This window comes from Duganella sp. GW822-FHT06D06 (genome assembly GCF_058799615.1).
Genome location: NZ_JBXALQ010000002.1, coordinates 15,520 through 39,592, shown reverse-complemented (window position 1 = coordinate 39,592; position 24,073 = coordinate 15,520). Strand labels below are relative to the sequence as shown.

The window sequence follows — 24,073 nt, the reverse complement described above, 5'->3', positions numbered from 1 at the left end:
GGTTTTAGCCATCTCATAGCGCATCCATGTTCGATTTCATCTTCAAGCGAACTACCGACCAGGCGGCCGATCAAGCGGCCGCCGTGGCCACACCCGAGCAGGGCGCCGCCGCTGCCGCATCGGCCAGCCGCCGCGAGGAGCAGGCGCAGCGCGCCGCCACGCTGGCGGGCGACGAGGCCGCCGCCGTCGAACTGATCCTGCACAGCGAATTTGCCGGCGTGCGCCTGGCCGCCGCCGAACATGTGCAGTCCCAGGCCCACCTCGAACAGGTGTTGCAGGCGATGCGCAATACCGACCGCCGCGTCGCCAAGCTGATGCAGGGACGGCTGGATGCGATCCGCTATCAGCTGGCCGAGCGGCACAAAGCCCAAGCCTGCCTGGATCAAGCCCAGCGCTTGCTGCAGGATGAGAAGCTGACGCCCAACCAGGTCGCCGACCTGGACCGCCAATGGCAGGTCACCGCCGCCGTGCCGGAGCTGGCCGAGCCGTTCGCCGGCGCGCGCGCCGCGCTGGCCGCGCGGCTGGAGGCGCAAGTCAATCTGCAGCGGAGCATCATCGATGCGATGGCGGCGCTGCGCCAGCTGCCGTCCGCCGGCTTGCCGCCCGAAGCAGCGCAGCAGGCGCTGGAGCGCCACGCCGCGGCCCATGCCGAATACCAGCAAGCGCCCGAGCACAAGGCCTTGCCCAAGCATTTGCTGAGCGATTTCGCGCAGGCGCTGGAGCACAGCCGCGCCGCGCTGGCGGCCGCCAGCCTGCGTCCGGCCGCCGCGCCGGAAGCCGCGCCAGCGGCGGAATCGCCGGCCGCCGCGCCAGCCCCCGCCGCTGCGCCTGCGCCCGCCGCGCGCGAGCCGAAGAAGCCGGCCGTGCCCAAGGAAACCGACAAGAAATTCCTCGAAACGCTGGATGCGATGGAAGCCGCGCTGGAGCAGGGCTTGCTGCACGCCGCCGCCGACCACGACAAATGGCTCAAGGAACACAAGACCCGTTTGACGCCGGCCCAGACCGACCGCCTGAACCACGTGCGCGCCGAGCTCAAGCGCCTGGGCGACTGGGCCCGCTGGGGCGGCAACGTCTCGCGCGAGGAGCTGGTCAAGGCGGTCGAAGAACTGCCGGCGCTGGGCCTGGCGATGAGCGAGCTGGCCAAGAAGGTCGGCAGCATGCGCGAGCGCTGGAAGTCGCTGGACGCCGTCTCCGGCCACGCGCCCAAGAGTTTGTGGGAACGTTTCGACGGCGCCTGCACCGCCGCCTACGCGCCGGCCGCCGCCCACTTCAAGCAACTGGCCGACGAGCGCCACGCCAACGCCGCCAAGGCCCAGGCCCTGATCGACGAAACCCGCAACATGGCCGCCACGGTCGCCAGCGAGGGCGCGGACCTGAAGAACGTGGCCGCCGCCGGCCAGCGCCTGCGCCAGGTGTGGGGCCGGCTGGGCACCATCGACCGCAAGGAAAAACGCAAACTGGACCAGGCCTTCGACAAGGCGCTGGGGCAAATGCTGGCGCCGCTGTCCGAGCAGCGCAAGATCGAAAGCGCCAAGCGCGAGCAACTGATCGCCGAGGCCGAGCAGATGCAGGCCAGCGACCGCCACACCCTGGACAATCTGCGCCGCTTGCAGGAGCGCTGGCAAGAGCAGGCCAAGGCGCTGCCGCTGGAACGCAAGATCGAGCAAGCCTTGTGGCAACGCTTCCGTACCGCCTGCGATGCGATTTTCGCCAAGCGCAAGGAATCCGCGCACGCCGCCGACCACGAACGCAAGGCCCACCTGCACGCGCGCGAAGCGCTGTGCCAGGAACTGGAAACGGCCAGCTTCAGCGGCGACGACAAGGCGCAGCTGGCGGCCATCGCCAAGACGCTGCGCGACGCGGCGGCGGCCTGGCATGCGGCCGGCGGCGTGCCGCGCGCGTCCGAAGCGCGCATCACGCAGCGTTATCAGGCGGCGGTGGCGACGGTGCAGGGCCAGGCCGACGCGATCAAGCGCCGCGCCGGCGCCGCCCAGGCCAACGCGCTGCGCGACAAGCTGCGCCTGTGCCAGGCGCTGGAAAGCGCGATCGGCACGCCGGCCGACGGCGCGGCCATCGACGGTGCGGACTGGCAGTCGCGCTGGTCGGCGCTGCCGCCGCTGGCGGCCGAGTACGAACGCGCCTTGCACGGCCGCTTCAACGCGGCGCTGGGCGCGCTCGACAAGGTTGACGAAAAGCGGCGTAGCGCCTACGCCGAGCAGCTGGAGCGCAACCGCGCCAGGCTGCTCGATGAAGTGCTGCGGCTGGAGATCGTGGCCGGCGTCGACAGCGGCGCCGAGTTCGCGCGCGAACGGCTGAAGATGCAGGTCGAAGTACTGCAATCGTCGCTGAAGTCCGGCCAGAAGCCGCAAAGCGCCGGCAGCGCCTACCTGCAACTGTGCGCGATGCCGGCCCTGGCCGACGACCGCACCGCCAGCCGCATCGAGCAACTGTTCCGCCGCATCGGCGCCGCGGAGCGCGCATGAGCGCGGGCGACAGCTTCCAGGTCCGCATCCAGACCGAAGACTTCGACCTGAGCACCGAGCTGGCGCAGCTGCGCGCCGCCAACCCCAAGGTCGGCGCCATCGTCAACTTCGTCGGCACCGTGCGCGACCTGAACGAGGGCGCCAGCGTGGCGGAGATGGAGCTGGAGCACTACGCCGGCATGACCGAGCAATCCATCCTGGCCATCATCGAGCAGGCCCGCCGGCGCTGGCCGGTGTTCGGCGCGCTGGTGATCCACCGGGTCGGCCCGCTCAAACCGCTGGAGCAGATCGTGCTGGTGGCGGTGACCTCGGCGCACCGCGGCGAAGCCTTCGCCGCCTGCGAATACATCATCGACTTCCTCAAGACCGAGGCGCCGTTCTGGAAAAAAGAGCAAACCCCGGCCGGCTCGCGCTGGGTGGACGCGCGCGTCAGCGACGACGTCGCGCTGAAAAAATGGAGCATTGAGCCGTAGTTGATGTAGCGCATGGATTTGTCATTTAAAAGGGTGTCTCCTTGAAAACGGATCGCATACCCCTATGTATGCGATAAGTTAAATTTATCGGAGCTATTCCATGCGCCAAGACAAACTCACCACCAAACTCCAGGAAGCCTTGTCGGACTCGCAAAGCCTGGCCGTCGGCAACGACAACCAATACATCGAGCCGGTCCACCTGCTGACCGCGCTGCTGAACCAGGACGACGGCAGCGCGCGCTCGCTGTTGCAGCGCGCCGGCGTCAATGTCGGCGGCCTGACCAAGGCGCTCGGCGCCTCGCTGGAGCGGCTGCCCAAGGTGTCCGGCACCGGCGGCGACGTGCAGGCCGGGCGCGAGCTGGTCTCCGTGCTGAACCTGGCGGACCGGGAAGCGCAGAAGCGGGTCGACCAGTTCATCTCCAGCGAGATGGTGCTGCTGGCGCTGACCGAGGACAAATCCGACGCCGGCAAGCTGGCGCGCGAAAACGGCCTGACCCGCAAATCGCTGGAAGCGGCCATCGACACCGTGCGCGGCGGCGCCAAGGTCGACAACGCCGAGGCCGAAGGCCAGCGCGAAGCCCTGAAAAAATACACGCTGGACCTGACCGAGCGCGCCCGCGCCGGCAAGCTCGACCCCGTGATCGGCCGCGACGACGAGATCCGCCGCGCGATCCAGGTGCTGCAACGCCGCACCAAGAACAATCCCGTGCTGATCGGCGAACCCGGCGTCGGCAAGACCGCCATCGTCGAAGGCCTGGCGCAGCGCATCGTCAACAACGAGGTGCCGGAATCGCTCAAGGGCAAGCGCGTGCTGTCGCTGGACATGGCGGCATTGGTGGCCGGCGCCAAGTACCGCGGCGAGTTCGAGGAGCGCCTGAAGTCGGTGCTGAAGGAGCTGGCCATGGACGAGGGCCAGACCATCGTCTTCATCGACGAGATGCACACGATGGTCGGCGCCGGCAAGGCCGACGGCGCCATGGACGCCGGCAATATGCTCAAGCCGGCGCTGGCGCGCGGCGAGCTGCATTGCGTCGGCGCCACCACGCTGGACGAATACCGCAAATACATCGAGAAGGACGCCGCGCTGGAGCGCCGCTTCCAGAAGATCCTGGTCGACGAGCCGTCGGTCGAGGCCACCATCGCCATCCTGCGCGGCTTGCAGGACAAGTATGAGCTGCACCACAAGGTCGCCATTTCGGACGCCGCCATCATCGCCGCGGCCGAGCTGTCGCACCGCTACATCACCGACCGCTTCCTGCCCGACAAGGCGATCGACCTGATCGACGAGGCCGCGTCCAAGATCAAGATCGAGATCGATTCCAAGCCGGAGGTGATGGACAAGCTGGAACGCCGCCTGATCCAGCTGAAGATCGAGAAGGAAGCCGTCAAGAAGGAAAAGGACGAGGCCTCGCGCCGCCGCCAGGACCTGATCGACGAGGAGATCGTCAAGCTGGGCCGGGAGCTGAACGACTACGAGGAAATCCTCAAGGCCGAGAAGGCGGTGGTGCAGGGCAGCACCCACATCAAGGAAGAGATCGACCGCATCAAGCTGCAGATGGAGCAGGCCACGCGCGAGAGCAACTGGCAGCGCGTGTCGGAGTTGCAGTACGGCCGCCTGCCCGAGCTGGAAGCGCAACTGAAGCAGGCCGAGAGCGTCAACCTGAAGGCCGGCGATGCCGCCAAGCCCAAGCTGCTGCGCACCGAAGTGGGCGCCGAGGAAATCGCCGAGGTGGTGTCGCGCGCGACCGGCATCCCGGTCTCGCGCATGATGCAGGGCGAACGCGACAAGCTGCTGCATATCGAGCAAAAGCTGCACGAGCGCGTGGTCGGCCAGGACGAGGCGATCGCCGCCGTGTCCGACGCCATCCGCCGTTCGCGCGCCGGCCTGTCCGATCCGAACCGTCCATACGGCTCCTTCATGTTCCTGGGGCCGACCGGGGTCGGCAAGACCGAGCTGTCCAAGGCGCTGGCCGGCTTCCTGTTCGACACCGAGGAATCGATGATACGCATCGACATGAGCGAATTCATGGAGAAGCATTCGGTGGCCCGCCTGATCGGCGCGCCGCCCGGCTACGTCGGCTACGACGAGGGCGGCTACCTGACCGAGGCGGTGCGCCGCAAGCCGTACAGCGTGATCCTGCTCGACGAGGTGGAGAAGGCGCATCCGGACGTGTTCAACGTGCTGCTGCAGGCGCTGGACGACGGCCGCATGACGGACGGCCAGGGCCGCACGGTGGACTTCAAGAACACGGTCATCATCATGACCTCCAACCTGGGCTCGCACAAGATCCAGGCGATGGAGGAATCCGATCCCGGCGTGGTCAAGCTGGCGGTGATGGCCGAGGTGCGTTCGCACTTCCGTCCCGAGTTCATCAACCGTATCGATGAAATCGTGGTGTTCCACGGCCTCGACGAGAAGAACATCGGCGCCATCGCCAAGATCCAGCTGGCGATCCTGGAACAGCGCCTGGCCAAGATGGAGATGACGCTGACCATCACCGAGGACGCGCTGCAAAAGATCGCCGAGGCGGGCTACGATCCGGTGTATGGCGCGCGGCCGCTGAAGCGGGCGATCCAGCAGCAGATCGAAAACCCGCTGTCCAAGCTGATCCTGCAAGGCCGCTTCGGCCCCAAGGACACCATCCACATCGGTGTCGCGAACGGCGAGCTGGACTTCAGCTGATTCGGCTAGGCGCCGTGGTGGACGATGCGATTGCGACCGTCGCGTTTGGCGCGGTACAGCGCATCGTCCGCCCGCTTCAACACCTCTTCGCTTGAGGTGTCGCCGGGCAGCATCTCGCTCAGGCCGCCGCTGATGGTGGCGCCCGGGCCCAGCGTGCCCAGTTCCCGCAGCTGTCCGGCGATGCGCAGCCGCAGCCGCTCGGCGATCGGCACCGCCTGCGCCCAGCTGGTGTGCGGCATCAGGATCACGAACTCGTCGCCGCCCAGCCGGGCCGGAAAATCGGTGCTGCGCAGCTCGCGCCGGCAGACGTCGGCGGTGGCCTGGATCGCCTTGTCGCCGCTCAGGTGGCCGTACTTGTCGTTGATGTCCTTGAAGCGGTCGATGTCGAAGATCAGCACCGAGGCCGGCGTCCGGTAGCGGGCGTGCAGTTCGTGGTTGTCGTCGAGGGCCTGCATCAGCTTGCGGCGGTTGGCCAGGCCGGTCAGCGAGTCGGTCTCGCTTTGCATGCGCAGCAGCGCCTCCAGCTTCTTGCTGGCGGTGATATTGCTGGCCACCCATAACACGGCATCCTCGCCCAGCACCTGGTAATCCAGCGCCTGCACCCGGCCTTCAAACCAGATGGTTTCTTCCGGGCCGACACTTTCCAGGCCTTTCACATCCTTGCGGTCCAGCCGGTACTCGACCACGTGCAAGCCGTCCTTGGCCAGCGCGACGGCGATCTGCGCCAGGAACCAGGCGGCTTTCTCGGGATTCAAGACATCGGGAATGCGCTTGCCGACCAGGGTGCTGCCGTCGTGGTAGTAGCGGGCGTCCGTGCCGCCGAACAGGGCGGCGTAGGTGCCGTTGCGGGTCAGGATAAATGCCGGGTCCGGCAGCGCGGCGAGCAGCGCTGCGATCTGCTCGCTCGAGAAGAGTGACACGTCGGTCATGCGATACCGCTTTTCCAGTTGTTGAGTTTCCACTAATGTACCGTACTTTCGTCCAAGACAACATTAACGGTGCATTTTTCTAAAACTTGACCGTTTATCTATTTTTCAGCGAAAAAAGCTGTCGGCGTGCTGCCGAAGGTCTTCTTGAACATGGCGGAAAAGGCCGACTGGCTGGAGTAACCCAGCCGCGCCGCCACCTGCGACAGCGGCACGCCGCGCGCGATCAGCGGTGCCGCGTGCGCCAGCCGCACCTGCTGGCGCCACTGGCTGTAGCTCATGCCCAGCTCGCGCTCGAACAGGCGGGTCAGCGTGCGCTCGGAGGCGCCGACCTTACCGGCCCAGTCTGCCAGCGTGTGTTCGGCGCCGGGATCGGCGATCAGCGCGTCGCACAGGGTTTTCAGGCGCTTGTCGTCCGGCAGCGGCACACGCAGCGCGCGGCCGGCGCAGCGCGGCAGTTCGTCGAGGATCATCTCGCCCAGCAGCTGCTCGCGGCCGGACTGCTCGCCCTGGTCGTGCTGCTCCAGCGCGGCCATCAGTTCGCGCAGCAGGCTCGACACTTCGACCACTTTGCAGGCGTCGGCGAAGGGCGAGCGGCTGGCGTGCACGCACAGCGGGCGCAGCCGGGTTGGCTCCAGCACCGTGACCGCATGTTCGACGTCCGGCGCGATCCAGATGGCGCGCTGCGGCGGCACGATCCAGCTGCTGTGGTTGGCCGTCACCCGCATCACGCCCTGCATGGCGTAGGTGAACTGGCCCCATGGATGGTGGTGCGGCAGCAGCGCGGCGTCGGCCGGCAGGTCGCGGCCGGACATGGTCAGCGGCCGCGCCGCGGTGGGGAAGTCGCAATCCCAGTTGAATTGCGTGTGCGTGACGACCGGTATCGGCATGGCGGATTCTCGACAAATGTTGACCCGCTATCTTAAATCGGTCTGGCGCCAAATGCTTACACTATGCTTTCTTTTTTTGAAACAGGGAGGCGGCATGAACCATACATCGATGCTGCGGCAGGACGCCAGGGTCATCGGCCTGGTCGGGCTGGCGCATGGCACTTCGCATTTCTACCACGTGATCCTGGCGGCGCTGATCCCCTGGCTGAAGCCGGAATTCCATCTTTCCTATGCCGAGCTGGGCTTGCTGATGACGGTGTTCTTCACCGTCTCCGGCGTGGGGCAGGCGATGGCCGGCTTCGTCGTCGACCGCTATGGCGCGCGCACCGTGCTGTTCAGCGGCATCGCGCTGCTGGGCCTGTCGGCGCTGACGCTGTCCGGCGCGCACAACTACGCGCAGCTGATGCTGGGGGCCTTCCTGGCCGGCTGCGGCAACAGCGTGTTCCATCCGGCCGACTACACGCTGCTGTACCAGCGGGTGTCCAAGGCGCGGCTGGCGCATGGTTTTTCGGTGCACGGCATCAGCGGCAATATCGGCTGGGCGATCTCGCCGCTGTTCCTGACCTTCGTGGCGGCGCGCACGGACTGGCGCACCGCGCTGCTGAGCGCGGCCCTGCTGCCGCTGGCGGTGCTGGCGCTGCTGGTCTGGAACCGCCACGCGCTGCGGCCGGAAGCGGTCGCGCCGCCGGCGGCCACGGCGGCCGGCGGCGGCAACGGCGGCGCGTTCGGCTTCCTGCGGTTGCAGGTGGTGTGGATGTGCTTTGCCTTCTTCCTGATCTCGGCGGTGGCGCTGGCCGGCATCCAGAGTTTCGCCGCCACCAGCCTGGTGAGCTTGTACGGCATGTCGCTGGCGTGGGCCACCACGGCCTACACCGCCTACATGCTGGCGTCGGCGCTGGGCATGGTGTACGGCGGCTTCCTGGGCGCCGCCAGCCGCCATCACGACCGCATCATCATGCTGGCTTTCGGCACGGCGGCGCTGCTGGCGCTGGTGCTGGCCGCCGTCGTGGTGCCGGCCTGGCTGGCGCTGGTCCTGATGGGGCTGATCGGCCTGGCGACCGGCGTCTCGGGGCCGTCGCGCGATCTGCTGATACGCGGCGCGGCGCCGGCCAACGCCACCGGCCGCGTGTTCGGCGTCGTGTATGCCGGCCTGGACAGCGGGCTGGCGCTGGGGCCGCTGCTGTTCGGCGCGCTGATGGACGCCAACCATCCGTCGGGCGTATTCATCGGCATCGCCGTGTTCCAGGCGCTGGTGATACTGACCGCGATCGGCGTCGGCAGCAAGACCGGCGTGGTGGGCGCGCCCAAAACAGCTTAGAATCCTTGCTATCTTAACCAACGCCGACGGGACCACCATGAGCTTTGCCACCACCGATTTATGCGACGACCACGCCAAGCTGCTGGAGGACGGCCGCCTGGCCGTGCTGCCGCCGGTGTTCCTGCAGTTTGGCAAACAGCGGCGTTTTTCCGGCCGCGTGACCACGCTCAAGGTGCATGAGGACAATGCGCTGGTGCGTTCGATGCTGGAAACCCAGGGCGGCGGCAATGTGCTGGTGATCGATGGCGGCGGCAGCCTGCGCCGTGCGCTGGTCGGTGGCCAGCTGGGCTTGCTGGCCCAGGACAACGGCTGGGCCGGCATCATCGTCGACGGCTGCATCCGCGACACCGACGAGATCAATTCCTGCGAAATCGGCGTGCGCGCCTTGGCTGCCCATCCGCAAAAGAGCGGCAAGAAGGGCGTCGGCGAGCGCAACGTCCGGGTCCACATCCAGGGCGTGCCGGTGCAGCCGGGCGACTGGATCTATGCCGACGCCGACGGCATACTGGTGGCACAACAAATGCTTGCCTGAGACTGTGAAATATTTTCAATATGGAAATGTTTGTGGTATTTATGCAATAAATTATTGACAATAGTAAGTTTTCATGTGAAAGTTACAACGCGCCAATTTCCAGGCGCGGGATCATCAGGAGTCTTCCATGAAGAAACTTACATTTGCTGTGTTGTGCGCTCTCGCCGGGCTATCCGCCCAAGCTGCCCAGGTGACGTCACTACCGGGCGGTACAGTTTTGGCGATGCCTGCGCTGGATTACTTTGGCCCCGGTCCGCAGAATCTTGCGCCGGGTGTGGACTGGAGCAGTGCCAACGGCTATTCGGTCTTCGGCTACACAGGTAGCTACGGATTTGACGGCAATGGCATGTGGAGCGGCATGCCGATGGCTGGCACCAACGACACCAGCAGCACCATGACGCTGGCGTTCGCCCAGGCGGTCAGCGGCGTGGGCGCTTTCCTCAACTACGCGCCGCAGTATTACGGTCCGGCAACGATCGCGGTCTACGATGCGGCCTTCAACCTGATCGAGTCGACCACCTTGACCTTCACGACCAATGGCGGCACGAACCAGGGTGAATTCCACGGTTTCCTGGAAAACACCGCGTCGATCAGCTATTTCACCATGACGGGCGCCTATATGGGCGCCACCGACTTCACGGTGACAGCCGTGCCTGAACCGGAAACCTACGGCATGCTGCTGGCCGGCCTCGGCCTGCTGGGTGTTGCCGCGCGCCGCCGCCAAGCCTGACCCCGACATAGCACTCACCAACACCCCGTGAGCCTCGTGGCGTGCGGGGTGTTTTTTCATCTGGCGGGGCCGCCGTTTCACATTGCGGGAATGTGTGACTGGCGGACACTTTTTCATCTTCCATTGCAAGAAATGTCGTTCCGCATCATGAGATATTATTTGTAGGTGCATGATTTTTAATGATAAATATTTAGTTATGTGTCTTATATAAGACTATTGGTGCGTGGCACAAAAAAGTCTACTATTTGCTTAACGGATTTCGTTTTTAAATAGGAGAGCACCATGGCAACCCGTGAACAGCAAATCGCAGCCCTGCAACAGGACTGGGACAGCAACCCGCGCTGGAAGGGCGTCAGCCGCACGTACACCGCTGCGGACGTGGTGCGCCTGCGCGGCTCCCTGCAGGTCGAGCACACGCTGGCCAGGTGCGGCGCGGAAAAGCTGTGGAATCTGGTCAACAACGAGCCTTACGTCAACGCGCTGGGCGCGCTGACCGGCAACCAGGCCATGCAACAAGTCAAAGCCGGCCTGAAAGCGATTTACCTGTCCGGCTGGCAAGTTGCCGGCGACGCCAACCTGGCCGGCGAAATGTACCCGGACCAATCGCTGTACCCGGCCAACTCGGTGCCGATGGTGGTCAAGCGCATCAACAACACCTTGCAGCGCGCCGACCAGATCCAATGGTCGGAAGGCAAGAACGACATCGATTTCTTCGCGCCCATCGTGGCCGACGCCGAAGCCGGTTTCGGCGGCGTGCTGAACGCCTACGAGCTGATGAAATCCATGATCGAGGCCGGCGCCGCCGGCGTGCACTTCGAAGACCAGCTGGCCTCGGTCAAGAAATGCGGCCACATGGGCGGCAAGGTGCTGGTGCCGTCGCGCGAGGCCATCGAAAAACTGACCGCGGCCCGGCTGGCGGCCGACGTCATGGGCGCCGCCACGCTGGTGATCGCCCGCACCGACGCCGAAGCGGCCGACCTGCTGACCTCGGACGTGGATGACAACGACAAACCCTTCTGCACCGGCGAACGCACGGTGGAGGGCTTCTACAAGGTCAGGCCGGGCATGGAGCAGGCGATCGCGCGCGCGCTGGCCTACGCGCCGTACGCCGACCTGGTCTGGTGCGAGACCGGCAAGCCCGACCTGGCCTGCGCCAAGCGGTTCGCCGAAGCCGTGCACGCCCGCTTCCCCGGCAAGATGCTGGCCTACAATTGCTCGCCTTCATTCAACTGGAAGAAAAACCTGGACGACGCCACCATCGCCAAGTTCCAGCGGGAACTGGGCGCCATGGGTTACAAGTTCCAGTTCATCACCTTGGCCGGCTTCCATGCGCTGAACTACGGCATGTTCAACCTGGCGCACGGCTATGCGCGGCGCCAGATGTCGGCCTTCGTGGAGTTGCAGGAAGCGGAATTCGCCGCCGCCGACAAGGGTTTCACGGCCGTCAAGCACCAGCGCGAAGTGGGCACCGGCTACTTCGACGCGGTGACCCAGTGCATCCAGAACGGCCAGTCGTCGACCACCGCGCTGCACGGTTCGACCGAGGACGAGCAATTTTTCGACAGGAAGGTTGCCTGAGAGGGGAGGCGCGGCGCATGGCGGAGCCCCACCTGCGCCGCGTTCTTGCTTTAGGGCTTGCCGGCCAGGTGCTGTTGCAGATGCTGCTTCAGGCGGCCCTGGAAGTCGTCGATGTCGTTGATGGTGGCCAGATCGTCGTCGACCTCCAGCATGTGGGTCGCGTGGCCCGGCGCAAACGAGACGCTCGCTTCCACGCCGTTCTGCCTGTCCGTCAGCGAGTGGCCCTGAACGGCGCCCAGGATGTTGTTCTGGTCGTCGGTGATGATGGTCATTTTCATACCATGCCTCCGCCTTGCAGGTTGTGGAAGGCGCCGCCTATGCCCTTGTTGTGGATCTGGACGAAATAGGTGGCGTTGCCATTGTTTTCCTTGCGCTTGCTTTGCTGGTCCGCCATGTGGACCGCGCCCAGGTTGGGCGCCTTGACGTCGGCCGAGGCGAACTGCGTGCCATGGTCGCTGGGATAGCTGTAGCTCCAGAACGCCGTTTGCCCCGGCGCCAGGAAGGTCAGCGGACCTACGTTGTTGAATGCCATAAACTCCTCCATGAAAGTACGCCAAGCCTGCGGATGCGGCCCGGCTGTTCCATCTTAATCACCATGCCGGTGCACGCTTTGACGCAAACGATATGGGCGCTTTTTTGGCGGCCGACGCTTTCTAGTGGATAATGCCGGATTGTTCCGCACCATCTAATTTAGGAAGTACCAAGCTTATGTTGAGTTACCGCCACGGTTTTCACGCGGGTAATCACGCCGATGTGTTGAAGCATTTCGTGACCATCCAGTTGATGCAGTATCTGAATCAAAAAGATACCGCCTACAGCTATATCGACACCCATTCCGGCGCCGGCGTCTATGCGCTCGACGGCACCTTCGCCTCCAAGAATGCCGAGTACGACACCGGCATCGGCCCGTTGTGGGAGCGCACCGACATGCCGGCGGCGCTCAAGGAATACGTCGACCTGGTGCGCGCCATGAATCCGAGCGGCAAGATGCGCTACTACCCCGGCTCGCCCTACATCGCCGACCAGGTCGCGCGCGAGCAAGACCGCCTGCGCCTGTTCGAGCTGCATCCGGCCGACGCCAAGCTGCTGGCCGATAACTTCCGCAAGCTCGACGAGCACGCCGCGCAGCAGGGCATCCGTTCGACCACGCGCGGCAAGCGCGTGCTGGTCACCCGCGGCGACGGCTTCCAGGCGCTGAAGGCGCTGCTGCCGCCGCCGTCGCGCCGCGCGCTGGTGCTGATCGACCCGCCGTATGAAGACAAGCAGGACTACAAGAAGGTCAAGGACACGCTGGCCGAGGCGCTGGTGCGCTTCCCGACCGGCACCTACGCGGTCTGGTATCCGCTGCTGCATCGCATGGAGTCGCGCCAGTTCGCCGACAAGCTCAAGCAATTGCAGTGCAGCGACTGGCTCAACGTCGTGCTGACCACCAACACGCCGATGCCGGACGGCTTCGGCCTGCACAGCAGCGGCATGTTCATTTTGAACCCACCGTACACGCTGGAGCCGATGTTGAAGGAAGTTATGCCCTACCTGGTCAAGGTGCTGGGCAAGGACTCTGGCGCCCGCTACACGCTGGAGAGCGGCAAACCGACGGGTACGCGCAACAATGCGGTGCGCCGGCCGGTTGCGCGCTAGAAAAATATTGTCAGGACGGTATAGCTGGGTATAGTCTCGTAGTTAGCGGATTGCCGCTTGAGACGGCAAACCGAATCAAAGCAGATTGCAGATTGGGAGTTTCCCATGATGATCGCGCCGTCCACTATGCCGTCCAAGCTCGCCGATAATTTCTTTCTTGCGCGCCAGCCCATCCTCAACCGGGGGCAGCGGCTGGTGGCATACGAGCTGCTCTTTCGTGACGCCCGTGTCCACAACGTAGCCACCATCACCGACGACGCCGAGGCCACCGCCACCGTGATCGCCCACGCTTCCGAGCTGGGCATGGAGCACGTGGTGGGCGACCAGATGGCCTTCGTCAACGTCGACGCCATCGGCCTGATGAGCGACTTCATCCGTTTTCTGCCGAACGACAAGGTCATCCTGGAAATCCTGGAGACCGTCAAGGCCACGCCGGAAATCCTCGAGCGCATCCGCGAGCTGAAGCAGGCCGGCTTCAAGTTCGCGCTGGACGACGTGATCTGCCAGTCCGAAGACGTGCAAAAATTCCAGCCGCTGTGCGACGTCATCAAGGTCGACATCAAGGAAATGCAGCCCGGCACCTTGCCGGCGCTGACGCGCGTGCTGAAGAACCCCAAGCAGAAGCTGCTGGCCGAGAAGGTCGAGACGATGGAGGAGTTCCAGCAATGCATGGAACTGGGCTTTGAATACTTCCAGGGCTATTACTTCGCCCGCCCCGTCATCCTCAGCGGCAAGAAGATTTCGCCGTCGCAGCGCAGCGTGCTGCATTTGCTGGACCTGCTCAACACCGACGCCAGCAGCCACGAGATCGAGCGCAGCGTCAAGCACGACGCGCTGATCACGCTGAATCTGCTGCGGCTGGTGAACACGCCGGCGGTCGGCGCGCGTTACCGCATCAACTCGGTCGGCCACGCGCTGATGGTGCTGGGGCGGCGCCAGCTCAAGCGCTGGCTGCAGATCCTGCTGTATGTGAAGAACGGCGGCGCGCAGGAATTCACCTCGCCCTTGCTGCAACTGGCCACCACGCGCGGCAAGACGCTGGAGCTGATGGTCGAGCATTTGCGGCCGGGGCAGCGCGTCAGCGCCGACATCGGCTTCACGGTGGGGGTGATGTCGCTGATGGACACGCTGTTCTCGATCCACATGCGCGACGTGCTGGAAAGCGTCAACGTGCTGGACGAGGTGCGCGCCGCGCTGCTGCACCGCAGCGGCGACTACGGCAGCATGCTGAGCCTGATCGAACACATCGAGCGCAACCGCGACGGTCAACTGCTGGCGCAGATGCTGCATCAACTGGAGCTGACCCCGGCCGAGCTGTACGCGATCCAGCTGGCCGCGATCGAGTGGGTCACCGACTACACCCGCGGCGTCTAGCGACTAGTCACTGGCGTGGCGGCCCGCTATTCATGGCGCAGGGCGTCGGCCGGCTGGCTGCGCGTCGCCCACCAGCTCGGATACAGCGTGGACAGGAAGGACAGCGCCACCGCCACCGCGACCACGCCGGCCACGTCGTCCCAACGCAGTTCGGACGGCACGGCGCTGATGAAATAGATGTTCTTGGCCAGCAGGCGGGCGCCGCTGAGGTGTTCGAAGGCGGCCACCATCGCGCCCAGGTTCCAGGCGATCAGCACGCCGACGGCGGTGCCGGCCACCACCCCCAACAGACCCGACAGCAGCCCCTGCACCATGAAGATCTTCATGATCGACAGCGGCCGCGCGCCCAGGGTGCGCAGGATGGCGACGTCGGCCCGTTTGTCGGTCACCGACATCACCAGCATGGCCACCACGTTGAACGCCGCCACGGCGACGATCAGCGACAGGATGATGAACATCATGGTCTTCTGGCTGCGCAGCGCGGCAAACCAGGTGGCGTTGCGCTGGGTCCAGTCGCGCAGGATGTACTGGCCGTCCAGCGTCTGTTTCAGCGCCTGCGCCACCTGCGGCGCCTGGTTGGCGTCGGCGATGCGCAAGCGCAGGCCGGCCGGCGCGTCGACCTGCTGCAGTTGTTCGGCGTCTTGCAGGTGGATGAAGGCCATGCCGGCATCGAATTCGAAGTGGCCGATCTCGAAGGTGCCGGCCACGGTGAAGCGGCGGGTCTGCGGCATCATGTTGCTGAGCGACGAATGCTGCGAGGGCAGGGCCAGGATCACCTGCTCGCCCTGCTTGACGTGCAGTTCCCTGGCCAGGTCGGCGCCGAGCACGATGTTGTAGGCGCCTGGCGTCAGCGCGGCGAAGCCGGCCGCGTTGTCTCCCCGGATGAAATCGGCCACCTTGGCTTCCTGCGCCGGCAACACGCCGCGCAGGGTGGCCGGCTTCATGCGGTCGCCCTCGAGCAGCATGCCCTGCAGTTCGAGGAAGGGCGCGCTGGCCTGCACCGCGCCGTTGCGCGCCGTCGCGGCGGCCACCGCCGGCCAGTCCGGCATCAGGCCGCGCGCGTCGTACACTTCGATGTGCGACAGGACCGAGATCATGCGGGCGCTGACGTCGCGCTGGAAACCGTTCATCACCGACAGCACCACGATCAGCGCGGCGACGCCCAGGCCGACGCCGGTGATCGACGCCAGCGACATGAAGGAGACGAAGCGGTTGCGGCCGCCGCGCCGTCCGGCGCGCACATAGCGCACGCCGATCAGCCATTCGTAGGGCAGGTGGCGGGCCACCGCCTACTGGCCCAGCAGCAGGAACACGGTCGGCTTCTTGTGGAAGTCCGGCGCTTTCGCGTTCTTCCATTGCGCCGCGCTCATGGTGCGGATGGTTTCCGATGGCAGGCTGAGGTCGGTCGCCACGCACACCAGCGTGGCCGGCGCGCAGGCCGCGATCAGCGCTTCGAGCATGGCGGCGTTGCGGTAGGGCGTCTCGATGAACAGCTGCGTTTGCTTTTCCTTGCGCGAGCGCAGTTCCAGTTCCTTGATGCGGCTGGTGCGCTGCGCGGCGTCGGTCGGCAGGTAGCCGTTGAAGGCGAAGCTCTGGCCGTTCAGCCCGCTCGCCATGACGGCCAGCAGCAGCGACGACGGCCCCACCAGCGGCCGCACCGGGATGTTGTGCTGGTGCGCCAGCCGCACCAGGTCGGCGCCCGGATCGGCCACCGCCGGCACGCCGGCCTCCGACACCAGGCCGCCATCGCGTCCGGCCAGCAGCGGCGCCAGCAGGCCCGCCAGCGCGGCCGCGGGGGTGTTCACGTTCAGTTCGGAGATGGTGATTTCCTGCAGCGGCTTGGCCAGCGGATGGCGGGCGTCGACCAGCTTGAGGAAGGCGCGCGCCGTCTTGGCGTTCTCGGCGACGAAATAGTCGAGTTGCGAGGTGATCTGCTGCACCTGTTCGGGCAGCACGAAGGCGAGCGCTTCAGTCTCGCCCAGGGTGTTCGGTATTAAAAAGAGGGTGCCGGGCATAAAAACAGTCAAAGATTAAAAAAGGAAACGCCGATGTTGCGCAGCATGCCTGTCAGCGCGATCAAAGGCAAGCCGGTGAGGGCGGTCGGGTCGCTGCTGTCGATGCGTTCCAGGATGGCGATGCCCAGCGCTTCGTTCTTGGCGCTGCCGGCGCAGTCGTAGGGTTGCTCGAGGCGCAGGTAGGCGTCGAGCTCGGCGTCGGGCAGGTCGCGGAACTTGACGACGGTCTGGATGTCTTCCAATTGGAAGCTCTGGTCGCGGCCATCCCACACGCACAGCGCGGTGTGGAAGACCACCTCGCGGCCGCGCATGGTCTGCAACTGGGCCAGCGCGTTGGCGTGGTCGCCCGGCTTGCCGATCTGGCGGTCGTCCAAGGTCGCGACCTGGTCGGAGCCGATGACGACGCGGCCCGGCATCTTGGCGGCCACGGCGGCGGCTTTTTCGCGCGCCAGGCGCAGCGCGGTGGCGCTGGGCGTCTCGCCGGGCAGCGGGCGTTCGTCGATGTCCGGCACCGCCACGTCGAACGGCAGTTGCAACCGTGATAAGAGTTCCTTGCGGTAGGCGGAGCTGGAAGCGAGTACGAGTAAACTTGATGTCATGTGGGGAATGTTATATGCTCTGTCGCCGGTAGTGCCAGCGGCACAAAAAGAACGAAAAATACGCTAAGGCTTTGACTTGGCGATGAAAACCCTGTTATTATCGCAGGTTTTCCGGGGAAATTTCTGTAATGAATGCTATTGTGATCGACGCCTTTGATTTCTGTCGGAGCAACGGCAGCCAGCACGGCGTGACGCCTGTTGCCGAAATGACCCGTTTGATCAAGGATTGTGCCGATACGTCGGGCACGATAACCTGGACAGCGGCAGGGGGCACCAGCAAGATGGGCTTCCCGCAGATGACGTTGTCGGTTTCCGGCACCGTACGACTGGTCTGCCAGCGTTGCCTGACCTCTTATGCGCATACCATCGATGCCCAAACGGTGCTGATGCTGGGCAAGGACGATGAGCAGGCTGACGAGATCGAAGAAATGCTCAACGACGAAACGATCGATGTGATCGTCGGCAGCCGCAGCATGGAGCTGATGGACCTGGTGGAAGACGAAGCGTTGCTGGCCTTGCCGCACACGCCGAAACATGCAGTCTGCCCCGACACCGCTCTGCTGGACAAGGCCAAGAGCGAGAAGCTGTCGCCGTTCGACGCCCTCAAGGGCCTCAAATCCGAATAAAGCAGGACCGAATAAGTAGTGTTGTAAAGAACGTGTCAAACGCGTGTAGTAAATCGAGTATGGCAAGTCAGCAGTGAAATGTAGTAAATCTCAGTTTAACTATGCCGGTTCAGTTTTGCCGGCAGGATACTCGATTCGCATGTATTTGCTGGTCGAATGTGTTAAAATTTTAGAACTTATGTATTAGGAGTCATTAACATGGCAGTTCAACAGAACAAGAAGTCCCCTTCGAAGCGCGGTATGCACCGTTCGCACGATTTCCTGGTTGCTCCACAACTGGGTATCGAGCCAACCACCGGTGAAACCCACCTGCGTCACCACATCAGCCCTAACGGCTTCTACCGTGGTCGTAAAGTCCTGAAAACCAAAAACGACGAGTAATCGACGCTTTTGCTGGACCTGGAAATAGGCGGTGCTACGTGGATAACTCGCGAAGCATCGCTTTTTCTTTATCATCGGCTGCAATCCTCTTTTGCACACCGTCATTTTGAAACGCGTAGACCTGGAACTGGTTGGTCCGCAGCTTGCCGCAGCTTGCCTCGTAAAGGCTGGAGCGTGGTACTGAATCAAAACAAATGACAATCAAAATTTCTATCGACTGTATGGGCGGAGATCACGGCCCCTCGGTCACTATCCCCGCAGCTATTTCCTTCGTCAAACGCGAGCCCGATGCTGAACTGATCTTGGTCGGTTTGGAAGACGTTATCCGCGCCGAACTCAAGAAGCATCACGCCGAGGCGCACCCGCGCCTGAGCGTGGTGCACGCCTCGGAACAAGTCACCATGGACGATCCGCTCGAAGTGGCCCTGCGCCGCAAAAAGGATTCGTCGATGCGTGTCGCCATCGAGCAGGTCAAGGACGGCAAGGCGCAAGCCTCGGTCTCGGCCGGCAATACCGGCGCGCTGATGGCGGTCGCCCGCTACGTGCTCAAGACCATGACCGGCGTCGACCGTCCGGCGATTTGCAGCATCATGCCGAATCAAAAGGGCGGTCCGACCTATATGCTGGACCTGGGCGCCAACGTCGATTGCGAACCGCATCACCTGCACCAGTTCGCCATCATGGGGTCGGTGCTGGTGTCGGCGATGGAGAACATCGAGCGTCCGACCTTGGGCCTGCTCAACGTCGGCACCGAAGACATCAAGGGTAACGACGTCGTCAAGGCCACCAGCAAGCTGCTGCAGGCCGACCACGAGCGCGGCGCGCTGAACTTCTACGGCAACGTCGAAGGCAACGACATCTTCAAGGGCACCACCGATATCGTGGTGTGCGACGGTTTCGTCGGCAATGTCACGCTGAAAGCGGTGGAGGGCGTCGCGCGTTTCTTCGCCGACACCGTCAAGACCGAATTCAAGCGCAATCCGCTGACGATGCTGAGCGCGCTGCTGGGCAGCGGCGCCCTGAAGGCCATCAAGAACCGCCTGTCGCCGTCGCGTTACAATGGCGCCAGCCTGCTGGGCCTGCGCGGCCTGGTGTTCAAGAGCCATGGCGGCGCCGACGCATATTCCTTTGAATGGGCGATCAAGCGGGCGTATGATGCAGCAAAAAATGACGTGTTGCCGCATATCTCGACACTGATCGCCGAGCTGATGCCGCGTAGCACCGAAACTCCGGAAGTACCTGGCTCAACTATTTAGTGGACGGTAGACGGCATGACTTTGTACAGCAAAATTATAGGCACCGGCAGCTATCTGCCGGAAAAGCGGGTGAGCAACCAGGATCTGGCTGATCAACTCGCCGCCAAAGGCATCGAGACTTCGGACGAATGGATCGTCAGCCGCAGCGGTATTTCGGCGCGCCACTTCGCCGAGCCTGAACAGAAATCGTCGGACCTGGCGGTCAACGCCGCCAAGCAGGCCTTGGAAATGGCCGGCCTGGAACCGAACGACATCGATCTCATCGTGCTGGCCAGCTCGACGCCGGACTTCTTCGGCAGCTTCCCCAGCACCGCCTGCATCGTGCAGAAAAAACTGGGCATCACCAACAACGGCGCGGCGGTCGACGTGCAGGCCGTGTGCAGCGGCTTCGTCTATGCGGTCTCCACCGCCGACGCTTTCATCCGCGCCGGCGTGCATAAGAACGTGCTGGTGATCGGCGCCGAAGTGTTCTCGCGCATCCTCAATTTCGACGACCGCACCACCTGCGTGCTGTTCGGCGACGGCGCCGGCGCCATCGTGCTGAGCGCATCGGAAGAGCCGGGCATCCTGGCCACCAAGCTGCACGCGGACGGCCGTCATTCGGACATCCTTAGCGTGCCCGGTTCGGTCGATGGCGGCGCGGTTGCCGGCAGCGCCTTCCTGTACATGGATGGTCCGGCGGTGTTCAAGCTGGCCGTGTCGGTGCTGGAAAAAGTCGCGCACGAAGCGCTGGACAAAGCCAATATGACCGCCGACCAGATCGACTGGCTGATTCCGCACCAGGCCAACATCCGCATCATGAACAGCACCGCCAAGAAGCTGGGCCTGCCTCTTGAGAAGATGGTGGTCACCGTCGACCAGCATGGCAATACCTCGGCCGCTTCGATCCCGCTGGCGCTGGACGTCGCCGTGCGCGATGGCCGCATCAAGAAGGGGCAGCACATCATGATGGAAGGTGTGGGTGGCGGCTTCACCTGGGGCGCCGTCCTGGCGAAGATGAATGGCCTTCCTGATGTTCGCCAGGACTAGGCGCGGTTTTAACGGCCTGAATTAGAATTAGAGTTCTAACGGGCTCAGCGGTAGCAAGCCTGTCACGATGGCATGCTAGCGTAGCGTTCAATAAAAATGAGATGGATGAAGTATGACTAAATTTGCTTTTGTATTTCCTGGCCAGGGTTCGCAAGCGATCGCGATGATGGACGGCTTCGCCGGCAATCCGGCGGTGGCGCAAACCATCGCCGAAGCGTCCGACGCGCTGCAGTTCGACCTGGGCAAGCTGATGGCCGAAGGTCCGAAGGAAGAGCTCGACCTGACCACCAATACCCAACCGGTCATGCTGACCGCCGCGGTCGCCGTCTACCGCGCGTGGATCGCCGCCGGCGGCCCGCTGCCGTCCATCGTCGCCGGCCACAGCCTGGGTGAATACTCGGCGCTGGTCGCCGCCGGCGTGATCTCGTTCAAGGATGCCGTGCCGCTGGTGCGCTTCCGCGCCCAGGCGATGCAGGAAGCCGTGCCGGTCGGCATGGGCACCATGGCCGTCGTGCTGGGCCTGTCGGACGACGAGGTCCGCGCCGCCTGCGCCGAAGCCGCCGCCGCCGTGGTCGGCGCGGTGGTCGAAGCCGTCAACTTCAACGCGCCGCTGCAAGTGGTGATCGCCGGCGACACCATCGCGGTCGAGCGCGCCTGCGAGATCGCCAAGGCCAAGGGCGCCAAGCGCGCCATGAAGCTGCCGGTGTCGGCGCCGTTCCACTCGTCGCTGCTGAAGCCGGCCTCGGACCGCCTGCGCGCATACATGGACGGCCTGACATTCTCGGCGCCGCAGATCGCGCTGATCAACAATGTCGACGTCGCCGTGCTGAGCGACCCGGCCAGCATCAAGGATGCGCTGGTGCGCCAGGCCGCCGCGCCGGTGCGCTGGGTGGAAACCATGCAGAAGGTCGCCGCCGAAGGCATCACGCAAGTGGTCGAGTGCGGTCCGGGCAAGGTGCTGATGGGCTTGACCAAGCGCATCGACGCCACCCTGGTGGGCGACGCCATCATCGATCAAGCTTCGCTGGAACGCGTGTTGACTCTGCTTAAATAAGCGGCCGGGTTTTCAGGCACACTCCCTCAACGTTTAAGGATACAAATGAATTTAGCAAATCAAGTTGCCCTGGTAACGGGCGCGTCGCGCGGCATCGGCAAGGCCATTGCCCAGGAGCTGGCCCGTCAAGGCGCCCGCGTGATCGGCACCGCCACCACCGAAGCCGGCGCAGAAGCGATCTCGGCCTACCTGGCCGAGTTCGGCGCTGAAGCGGGCAAGGGCATGGTCCTCAACGTCACCGACGCCGCGCGCTGCGCCGCCGTCATCGACGAGATCAGCAAGACCTGGGGCGCCGTCGGCATCCTGGTCAACAACGCCGGCATCACGCAAGACCAGCTGGCCATGCGCATGAAGGACGAGGAGTGGGACAGCGTCATCGCCACCAACCTGAGCTCGGTCGGCCGCCTGTCGCGCGCCGTGCTGCGCGGCATGATGAAGGCCAAGACCGGGCGCATCATCAACATCACTTCGGTGGTGGCGTCCTCCGGCAATCCGGGCCAGATGAACTACGCCGCCGCCAAGGCCGGCGTGGAAGGCATGGGGCGCGCGCTGGCGCGCGAAATCGGCAGCCGCAACATCACCGTCAACAGCGTGGCGCCGGGCTTTATCGACACCGACATGACCAAGGCGCTGGGCGAAGAGCAGCACGCCGCCTTGCTGACCCAGATTCCGCTGGCGCGCCTGGGCAAGCCCGAGGATATCGCCGCCGCGGTGGCCTTCCTGGCCTCGCCGCAGGCAGCGTATATTACCGGTACCACCCTGCACGTGAACGGCGGGATGTATATGAACTGATGTGTTCCGGTGGCGTCCAAACTACCGGTTCTCGTCTTTTAGCAGTGATTTCGGACTAGTTGTCGGCAAATACGCAGCAGCTACCGAAATTAGTTTTTCAGTGCGCAAACCTGATAAAATGCGCGCTTTCCGTAACAAACAAATGGAGCCATAACATGTCGGATATCGAACAACGCGTTAAGAAAATCGTCGCTGAGCAACTGGGCGTCGCCGAAGCAGACATCAAGATCGAATCCTCGTTCGTCGACGACCTCGGCGCCGACTCGCTGGACACCGTGGAACTGGTGATGGCCCTGGAAGACGAATTCGAAATGGAAATCCCTGACGAACAAGCAGAAAAGATCACCACCGTGCAGCAAGCGATCGACTACGCTACCGCCCACGTCAAGGCGTAATTTCTGCCCGATCGACTTTAGGAGAATCGCTTGAGAGGTTCTAAAAACCGTCGTGTTGTCATCACCGGCCTGGGGGCCGTGACTCCGGTCGGCAATACTGTTGCCGAATCGTGGGCCGCGATCACCGAGGGTAAATCCGGGATTGCCAGCATCACCAAGTTTGATGCGCAAGCTTTCACCACCAAGTTCGCCGGTGAAGTCAAAGGCTTCAATATCGAGGATTACATCCCCGCCAAGGAAGCGCGCCATATGGATACCTTTATCCATTACGGCATGGCGGCCGGCATGCAGTCGGTGCAAGACTCCGGCATCGTCGTCACCGACGAGAACGCTGATCGTATCGGCGTCATCATCGGTTCCGGTATCGGCGGCCTGCCGCTGATCGAAGAAACCAAGGAAGAGTACGACAAGCGCGGTCCGCGCCGTATCTCGCCGTTCTTCGTGCCCGCCTCGATCATCAACATGATCTCGGGTAACCTGTCGATCAAGTACGGCATGCGTGGTCCTAACCTGTCGATCGTCACGGCCTGCACCACCGGCCTGCACTGCATCGGCATGGCTGCCCGCATGATCGAGTACGGCGACGCCGACGTCATGGTGGCCGGCGGTGCGGAATCGACCGTGTCGCCACTGGGTCTGGGCGGTTTCGCCTCGGCCCGCGCGCTATCGACCCGCAACGACGATCCAGCGACCGCGTCCCGCCCCTGGGACATGGACCGCGACGGTTTCGTGCTGGGCGAAGGCGCAGGCGTGATGGTGCTCGAAGAGTACGAGCACGCCAAGGCCCGCGGCGCCAAGATCTACGCCGAACTGCTGGGGTTCGGGATGAGCGCTGACGCTTATCACATGACCTCGCCATTGGAAGATGGCAGCGGCGGCAGCAAGTCCGTGATGGCAGCGCTGGCCAACGCCGGCATCAATCCGGACCAGGTGCATTACCTGAACGCGCACGGCACGTCGACCCCGCAAGGCGACGTGGCGGAAGTGCAGGGCATCAAGCGCACCTTCGGCGCGCACGCCAAGAACATGGTGGTCAATTCGACGAAGTCGATGACCGGTCACCTGTTGGGCGGCGCCGGCGGCCTGGAAGCAGTGTTTACGGTACTGGCGGTGCATCATCAGGTGTCGCCTCCGACCATCAACATCTTCAACCAGGACCCTGCTTGCGACCTGGACTTCTGCGCCAACGTGGCCCGTCCGATGAAGATCGAGTATGCAGTCAAGAACTCGTTCGGCTTCGGCGGCACCAACGGTAGCCTGGTGTTCGGCAAGATCTAAAGTCCGTAAATAGTTCGACCCCG

Annotated in this window: 24 protein-coding genes; 17 read left to right on the top strand and 7 right to left on the bottom strand. The window is 64.0% G+C overall.

Annotated features, from left to right (window positions below; genetic code table 11):
• Window positions 1-26 precede the first annotated feature (26 nt).
• From AC1RMD_RS03355 to clpB, 3 genes are all read left to right on the top strand, one after another.
• Window positions 27-2,483: a DUF349 domain-containing protein gene (locus AC1RMD_RS03355; RefSeq protein ID WP_492923649.1), complete on the top strand. Its 2,457-nt coding sequence runs from the start codon at window positions 27-29 to the stop codon at window positions 2,481-2,483.
• On the top strand, window positions 2,480-2,956 hold the full coding sequence (locus AC1RMD_RS03350; RefSeq protein WP_492923647.1) for a molybdenum cofactor biosynthesis protein MoaE: 477 nt from the start codon (window positions 2,480-2,482) through the stop codon (window positions 2,954-2,956). The genes AC1RMD_RS03355 and AC1RMD_RS03350 overlap by 4 nt, the downstream gene beginning before the upstream one ends.
• Before the next feature lie 100 nt (window positions 2,957-3,056).
• On the top strand, window positions 3,057-5,639 hold the full coding sequence (clpB, locus tag AC1RMD_RS03345) for an ATP-dependent chaperone ClpB (RefSeq protein ID WP_492923645.1): 2,583 nt from the start codon (window positions 3,057-3,059) through the stop codon (window positions 5,637-5,639).
• 5 nt (window positions 5,640-5,644) lie between these two features.
• Here clpB and AC1RMD_RS03340 read toward each other — a convergent pair whose 3' ends face one another.
• Window positions 5,645-6,568: a GGDEF domain-containing protein gene (locus AC1RMD_RS03340; RefSeq protein ID WP_492923643.1), complete on the bottom strand. Its 924-nt coding sequence runs from the start codon at window positions 6,566-6,568 to the stop codon at window positions 5,645-5,647.
• Between the two features lie 98 nt (window positions 6,569-6,666).
• The gene (locus AC1RMD_RS03335; protein WP_492923641.1) at window positions 6,667-7,455 is read right to left on the bottom strand and encodes an AraC family transcriptional regulator; all 789 of its coding nucleotides are present in this window, start codon (window positions 7,453-7,455) and stop codon (window positions 6,667-6,669) included.
• Window positions 7,456-7,549: 94 nt separating this feature from the next.
• Here AC1RMD_RS03335 and AC1RMD_RS03330 point away from each other — a divergent pair, with 94 nt between their 5' ends.
• From AC1RMD_RS03330 to aceA, 4 genes are all read left to right on the top strand, one after another.
• Entirely contained in the window at window positions 7,550-8,773 is a 1,224-nt protein-coding gene (locus AC1RMD_RS03330; RefSeq protein WP_492923639.1) for an MFS transporter, read from the top strand.
• Between the two features lie 37 nt (window positions 8,774-8,810).
• Entirely contained in the window at window positions 8,811-9,305 is a 495-nt protein-coding gene (gene rraA, locus AC1RMD_RS03325) for a ribonuclease E activity regulator RraA (RefSeq protein WP_492923637.1), read from the top strand.
• A 127-nt stretch (window positions 9,306-9,432) separates the two neighbouring features.
• A complete protein-coding gene (locus tag AC1RMD_RS03320) occupies window positions 9,433-10,035 on the top strand; it encodes an FxDxF family PEP-CTERM protein (protein ID WP_492923635.1) in 603 nt (200 codons plus the stop codon).
• Window positions 10,036-10,317: 282 nt separating this feature from the next.
• Window positions 10,318-11,613: an isocitrate lyase gene (gene aceA, locus AC1RMD_RS03315; RefSeq protein ID WP_492923633.1), complete on the top strand. Its 1,296-nt coding sequence runs from the start codon at window positions 10,318-10,320 to the stop codon at window positions 11,611-11,613.
• 50 nt (window positions 11,614-11,663) lie between these two features.
• Here aceA and AC1RMD_RS03310 read toward each other — a convergent pair whose 3' ends face one another.
• Both AC1RMD_RS03310 and AC1RMD_RS03305 read right to left on the bottom strand, forming a co-directional pair.
• The gene (locus AC1RMD_RS03310) at window positions 11,664-11,891 is read right to left on the bottom strand and encodes a hypothetical protein (protein WP_492923631.1); all 228 of its coding nucleotides are present in this window, start codon (window positions 11,889-11,891) and stop codon (window positions 11,664-11,666) included.
• Window positions 11,888-12,145, bottom strand: coding sequence for a hypothetical protein (locus AC1RMD_RS03305; protein ID WP_492923629.1), 258 nt, complete (start codon window positions 12,143-12,145; stop codon window positions 11,888-11,890). Before AC1RMD_RS03305 ends, AC1RMD_RS03310 begins: the two co-directional genes overlap by 4 nt.
• Before the next feature lie 176 nt (window positions 12,146-12,321).
• Between AC1RMD_RS03305 and AC1RMD_RS03300 the strand changes: the two genes are divergently transcribed.
• Together AC1RMD_RS03300 and AC1RMD_RS03295 are read left to right on the top strand one after the other, a co-directional pair.
• Window positions 12,322-13,251 (top strand): 23S rRNA (adenine(2030)-N(6))-methyltransferase RlmJ, encoded by a 930-nt coding sequence (locus AC1RMD_RS03300; RefSeq protein WP_492923627.1) that lies wholly within the window; start codon window positions 12,322-12,324, stop codon window positions 13,249-13,251.
• A 105-nt stretch (window positions 13,252-13,356) separates the two neighbouring features.
• Entirely contained in the window at window positions 13,357-14,625 is a 1,269-nt protein-coding gene (locus tag AC1RMD_RS03295) for an EAL and HDOD domain-containing protein (RefSeq protein ID WP_492923625.1), read from the top strand.
• A gap of 26 nt (window positions 14,626-14,651) precedes the next feature.
• On the opposite strand, the gene AC1RMD_RS03290 is transcribed toward AC1RMD_RS03295, so the two are convergent.
• Genes AC1RMD_RS03290 through AC1RMD_RS03280 form a run of 3 tightly spaced genes read right to left on the bottom strand, consistent with a single transcriptional unit; the run spans window position 14,652 to window position 17,239 of the window.
• On the bottom strand, window positions 14,652-15,911 hold the full coding sequence (locus tag AC1RMD_RS03290; protein ID WP_492923623.1) for a lipoprotein-releasing ABC transporter permease subunit: 1,260 nt from the start codon (window positions 15,909-15,911) through the stop codon (window positions 14,652-14,654).
• A gap of 3 nt (window positions 15,912-15,914) precedes the next feature.
• On the bottom strand, window positions 15,915-16,640 hold the full coding sequence (locus tag AC1RMD_RS03285) for an SAM-dependent methyltransferase (RefSeq protein WP_492923621.1): 726 nt from the start codon (window positions 16,638-16,640) through the stop codon (window positions 15,915-15,917).
• 8 nt (window positions 16,641-16,648) lie between these two features.
• Complete coding sequence (locus tag AC1RMD_RS03280; RefSeq protein ID WP_492923619.1) at window positions 16,649-17,239, bottom strand: Maf family nucleotide pyrophosphatase; 591 nt, start codon at window positions 17,237-17,239, stop codon at window positions 16,649-16,651.
• A gap of 128 nt (window positions 17,240-17,367) precedes the next feature.
• Between AC1RMD_RS03280 and AC1RMD_RS03275 the strand changes: the two genes are divergently transcribed.
• The 8 genes from AC1RMD_RS03275 to fabF all read left to right on the top strand — a co-directional run bounded on the left by AC1RMD_RS03275 (window position 17,368) and on the right by fabF (window position 24,050).
• Window positions 17,368-17,865 carry a YceD family protein gene (locus AC1RMD_RS03275; protein WP_492923617.1) on the top strand — a complete coding sequence of 166 codons (498 nt, stop codon included), beginning with the start codon at window positions 17,368-17,370 and terminating at the stop codon, window positions 17,863-17,865.
• A 198-nt stretch (window positions 17,866-18,063) separates the two neighbouring features.
• On the top strand, window positions 18,064-18,246 hold the full coding sequence (gene rpmF, locus AC1RMD_RS03270; RefSeq protein ID WP_008449924.1) for a 50S ribosomal protein L32: 183 nt from the start codon (window positions 18,064-18,066) through the stop codon (window positions 18,244-18,246).
• A gap of 194 nt (window positions 18,247-18,440) precedes the next feature.
• On the top strand, window positions 18,441-19,502 hold the full coding sequence (plsX, locus tag AC1RMD_RS03265; RefSeq protein WP_492923615.1) for a phosphate acyltransferase PlsX: 1,062 nt from the start codon (window positions 18,441-18,443) through the stop codon (window positions 19,500-19,502).
• 15 nt (window positions 19,503-19,517) lie between these two features.
• On the top strand, window positions 19,518-20,531 hold the full coding sequence (locus tag AC1RMD_RS03260; RefSeq protein WP_492923613.1) for a beta-ketoacyl-ACP synthase III: 1,014 nt from the start codon (window positions 19,518-19,520) through the stop codon (window positions 20,529-20,531).
• Window positions 20,532-20,643: 112 nt separating this feature from the next.
• Window positions 20,644-21,585, top strand: a complete 942-nt coding sequence (fabD, locus tag AC1RMD_RS03255; RefSeq protein ID WP_492923611.1) for an ACP S-malonyltransferase — start codon at window positions 20,644-20,646, stop codon at window positions 21,583-21,585.
• 45 nt (window positions 21,586-21,630) lie between these two features.
• Window positions 21,631-22,377: a 3-oxoacyl-ACP reductase FabG gene (gene fabG / locus AC1RMD_RS03250; RefSeq protein ID WP_492923609.1), complete on the top strand. Its 747-nt coding sequence runs from the start codon at window positions 21,631-21,633 to the stop codon at window positions 22,375-22,377.
• 155 nt (window positions 22,378-22,532) lie between these two features.
• Complete coding sequence (gene acpP / locus AC1RMD_RS03245; protein ID WP_008449912.1) at window positions 22,533-22,772, top strand: acyl carrier protein; 240 nt, start codon at window positions 22,533-22,535, stop codon at window positions 22,770-22,772.
• Between the two features lie 30 nt (window positions 22,773-22,802).
• The gene (gene fabF, locus AC1RMD_RS03240; RefSeq protein WP_492923606.1) at window positions 22,803-24,050 is read left to right on the top strand and encodes a beta-ketoacyl-ACP synthase II; all 1,248 of its coding nucleotides are present in this window, start codon (window positions 22,803-22,805) and stop codon (window positions 24,048-24,050) included.
• Window positions 24,051-24,073 lie beyond the last annotated feature (23 nt).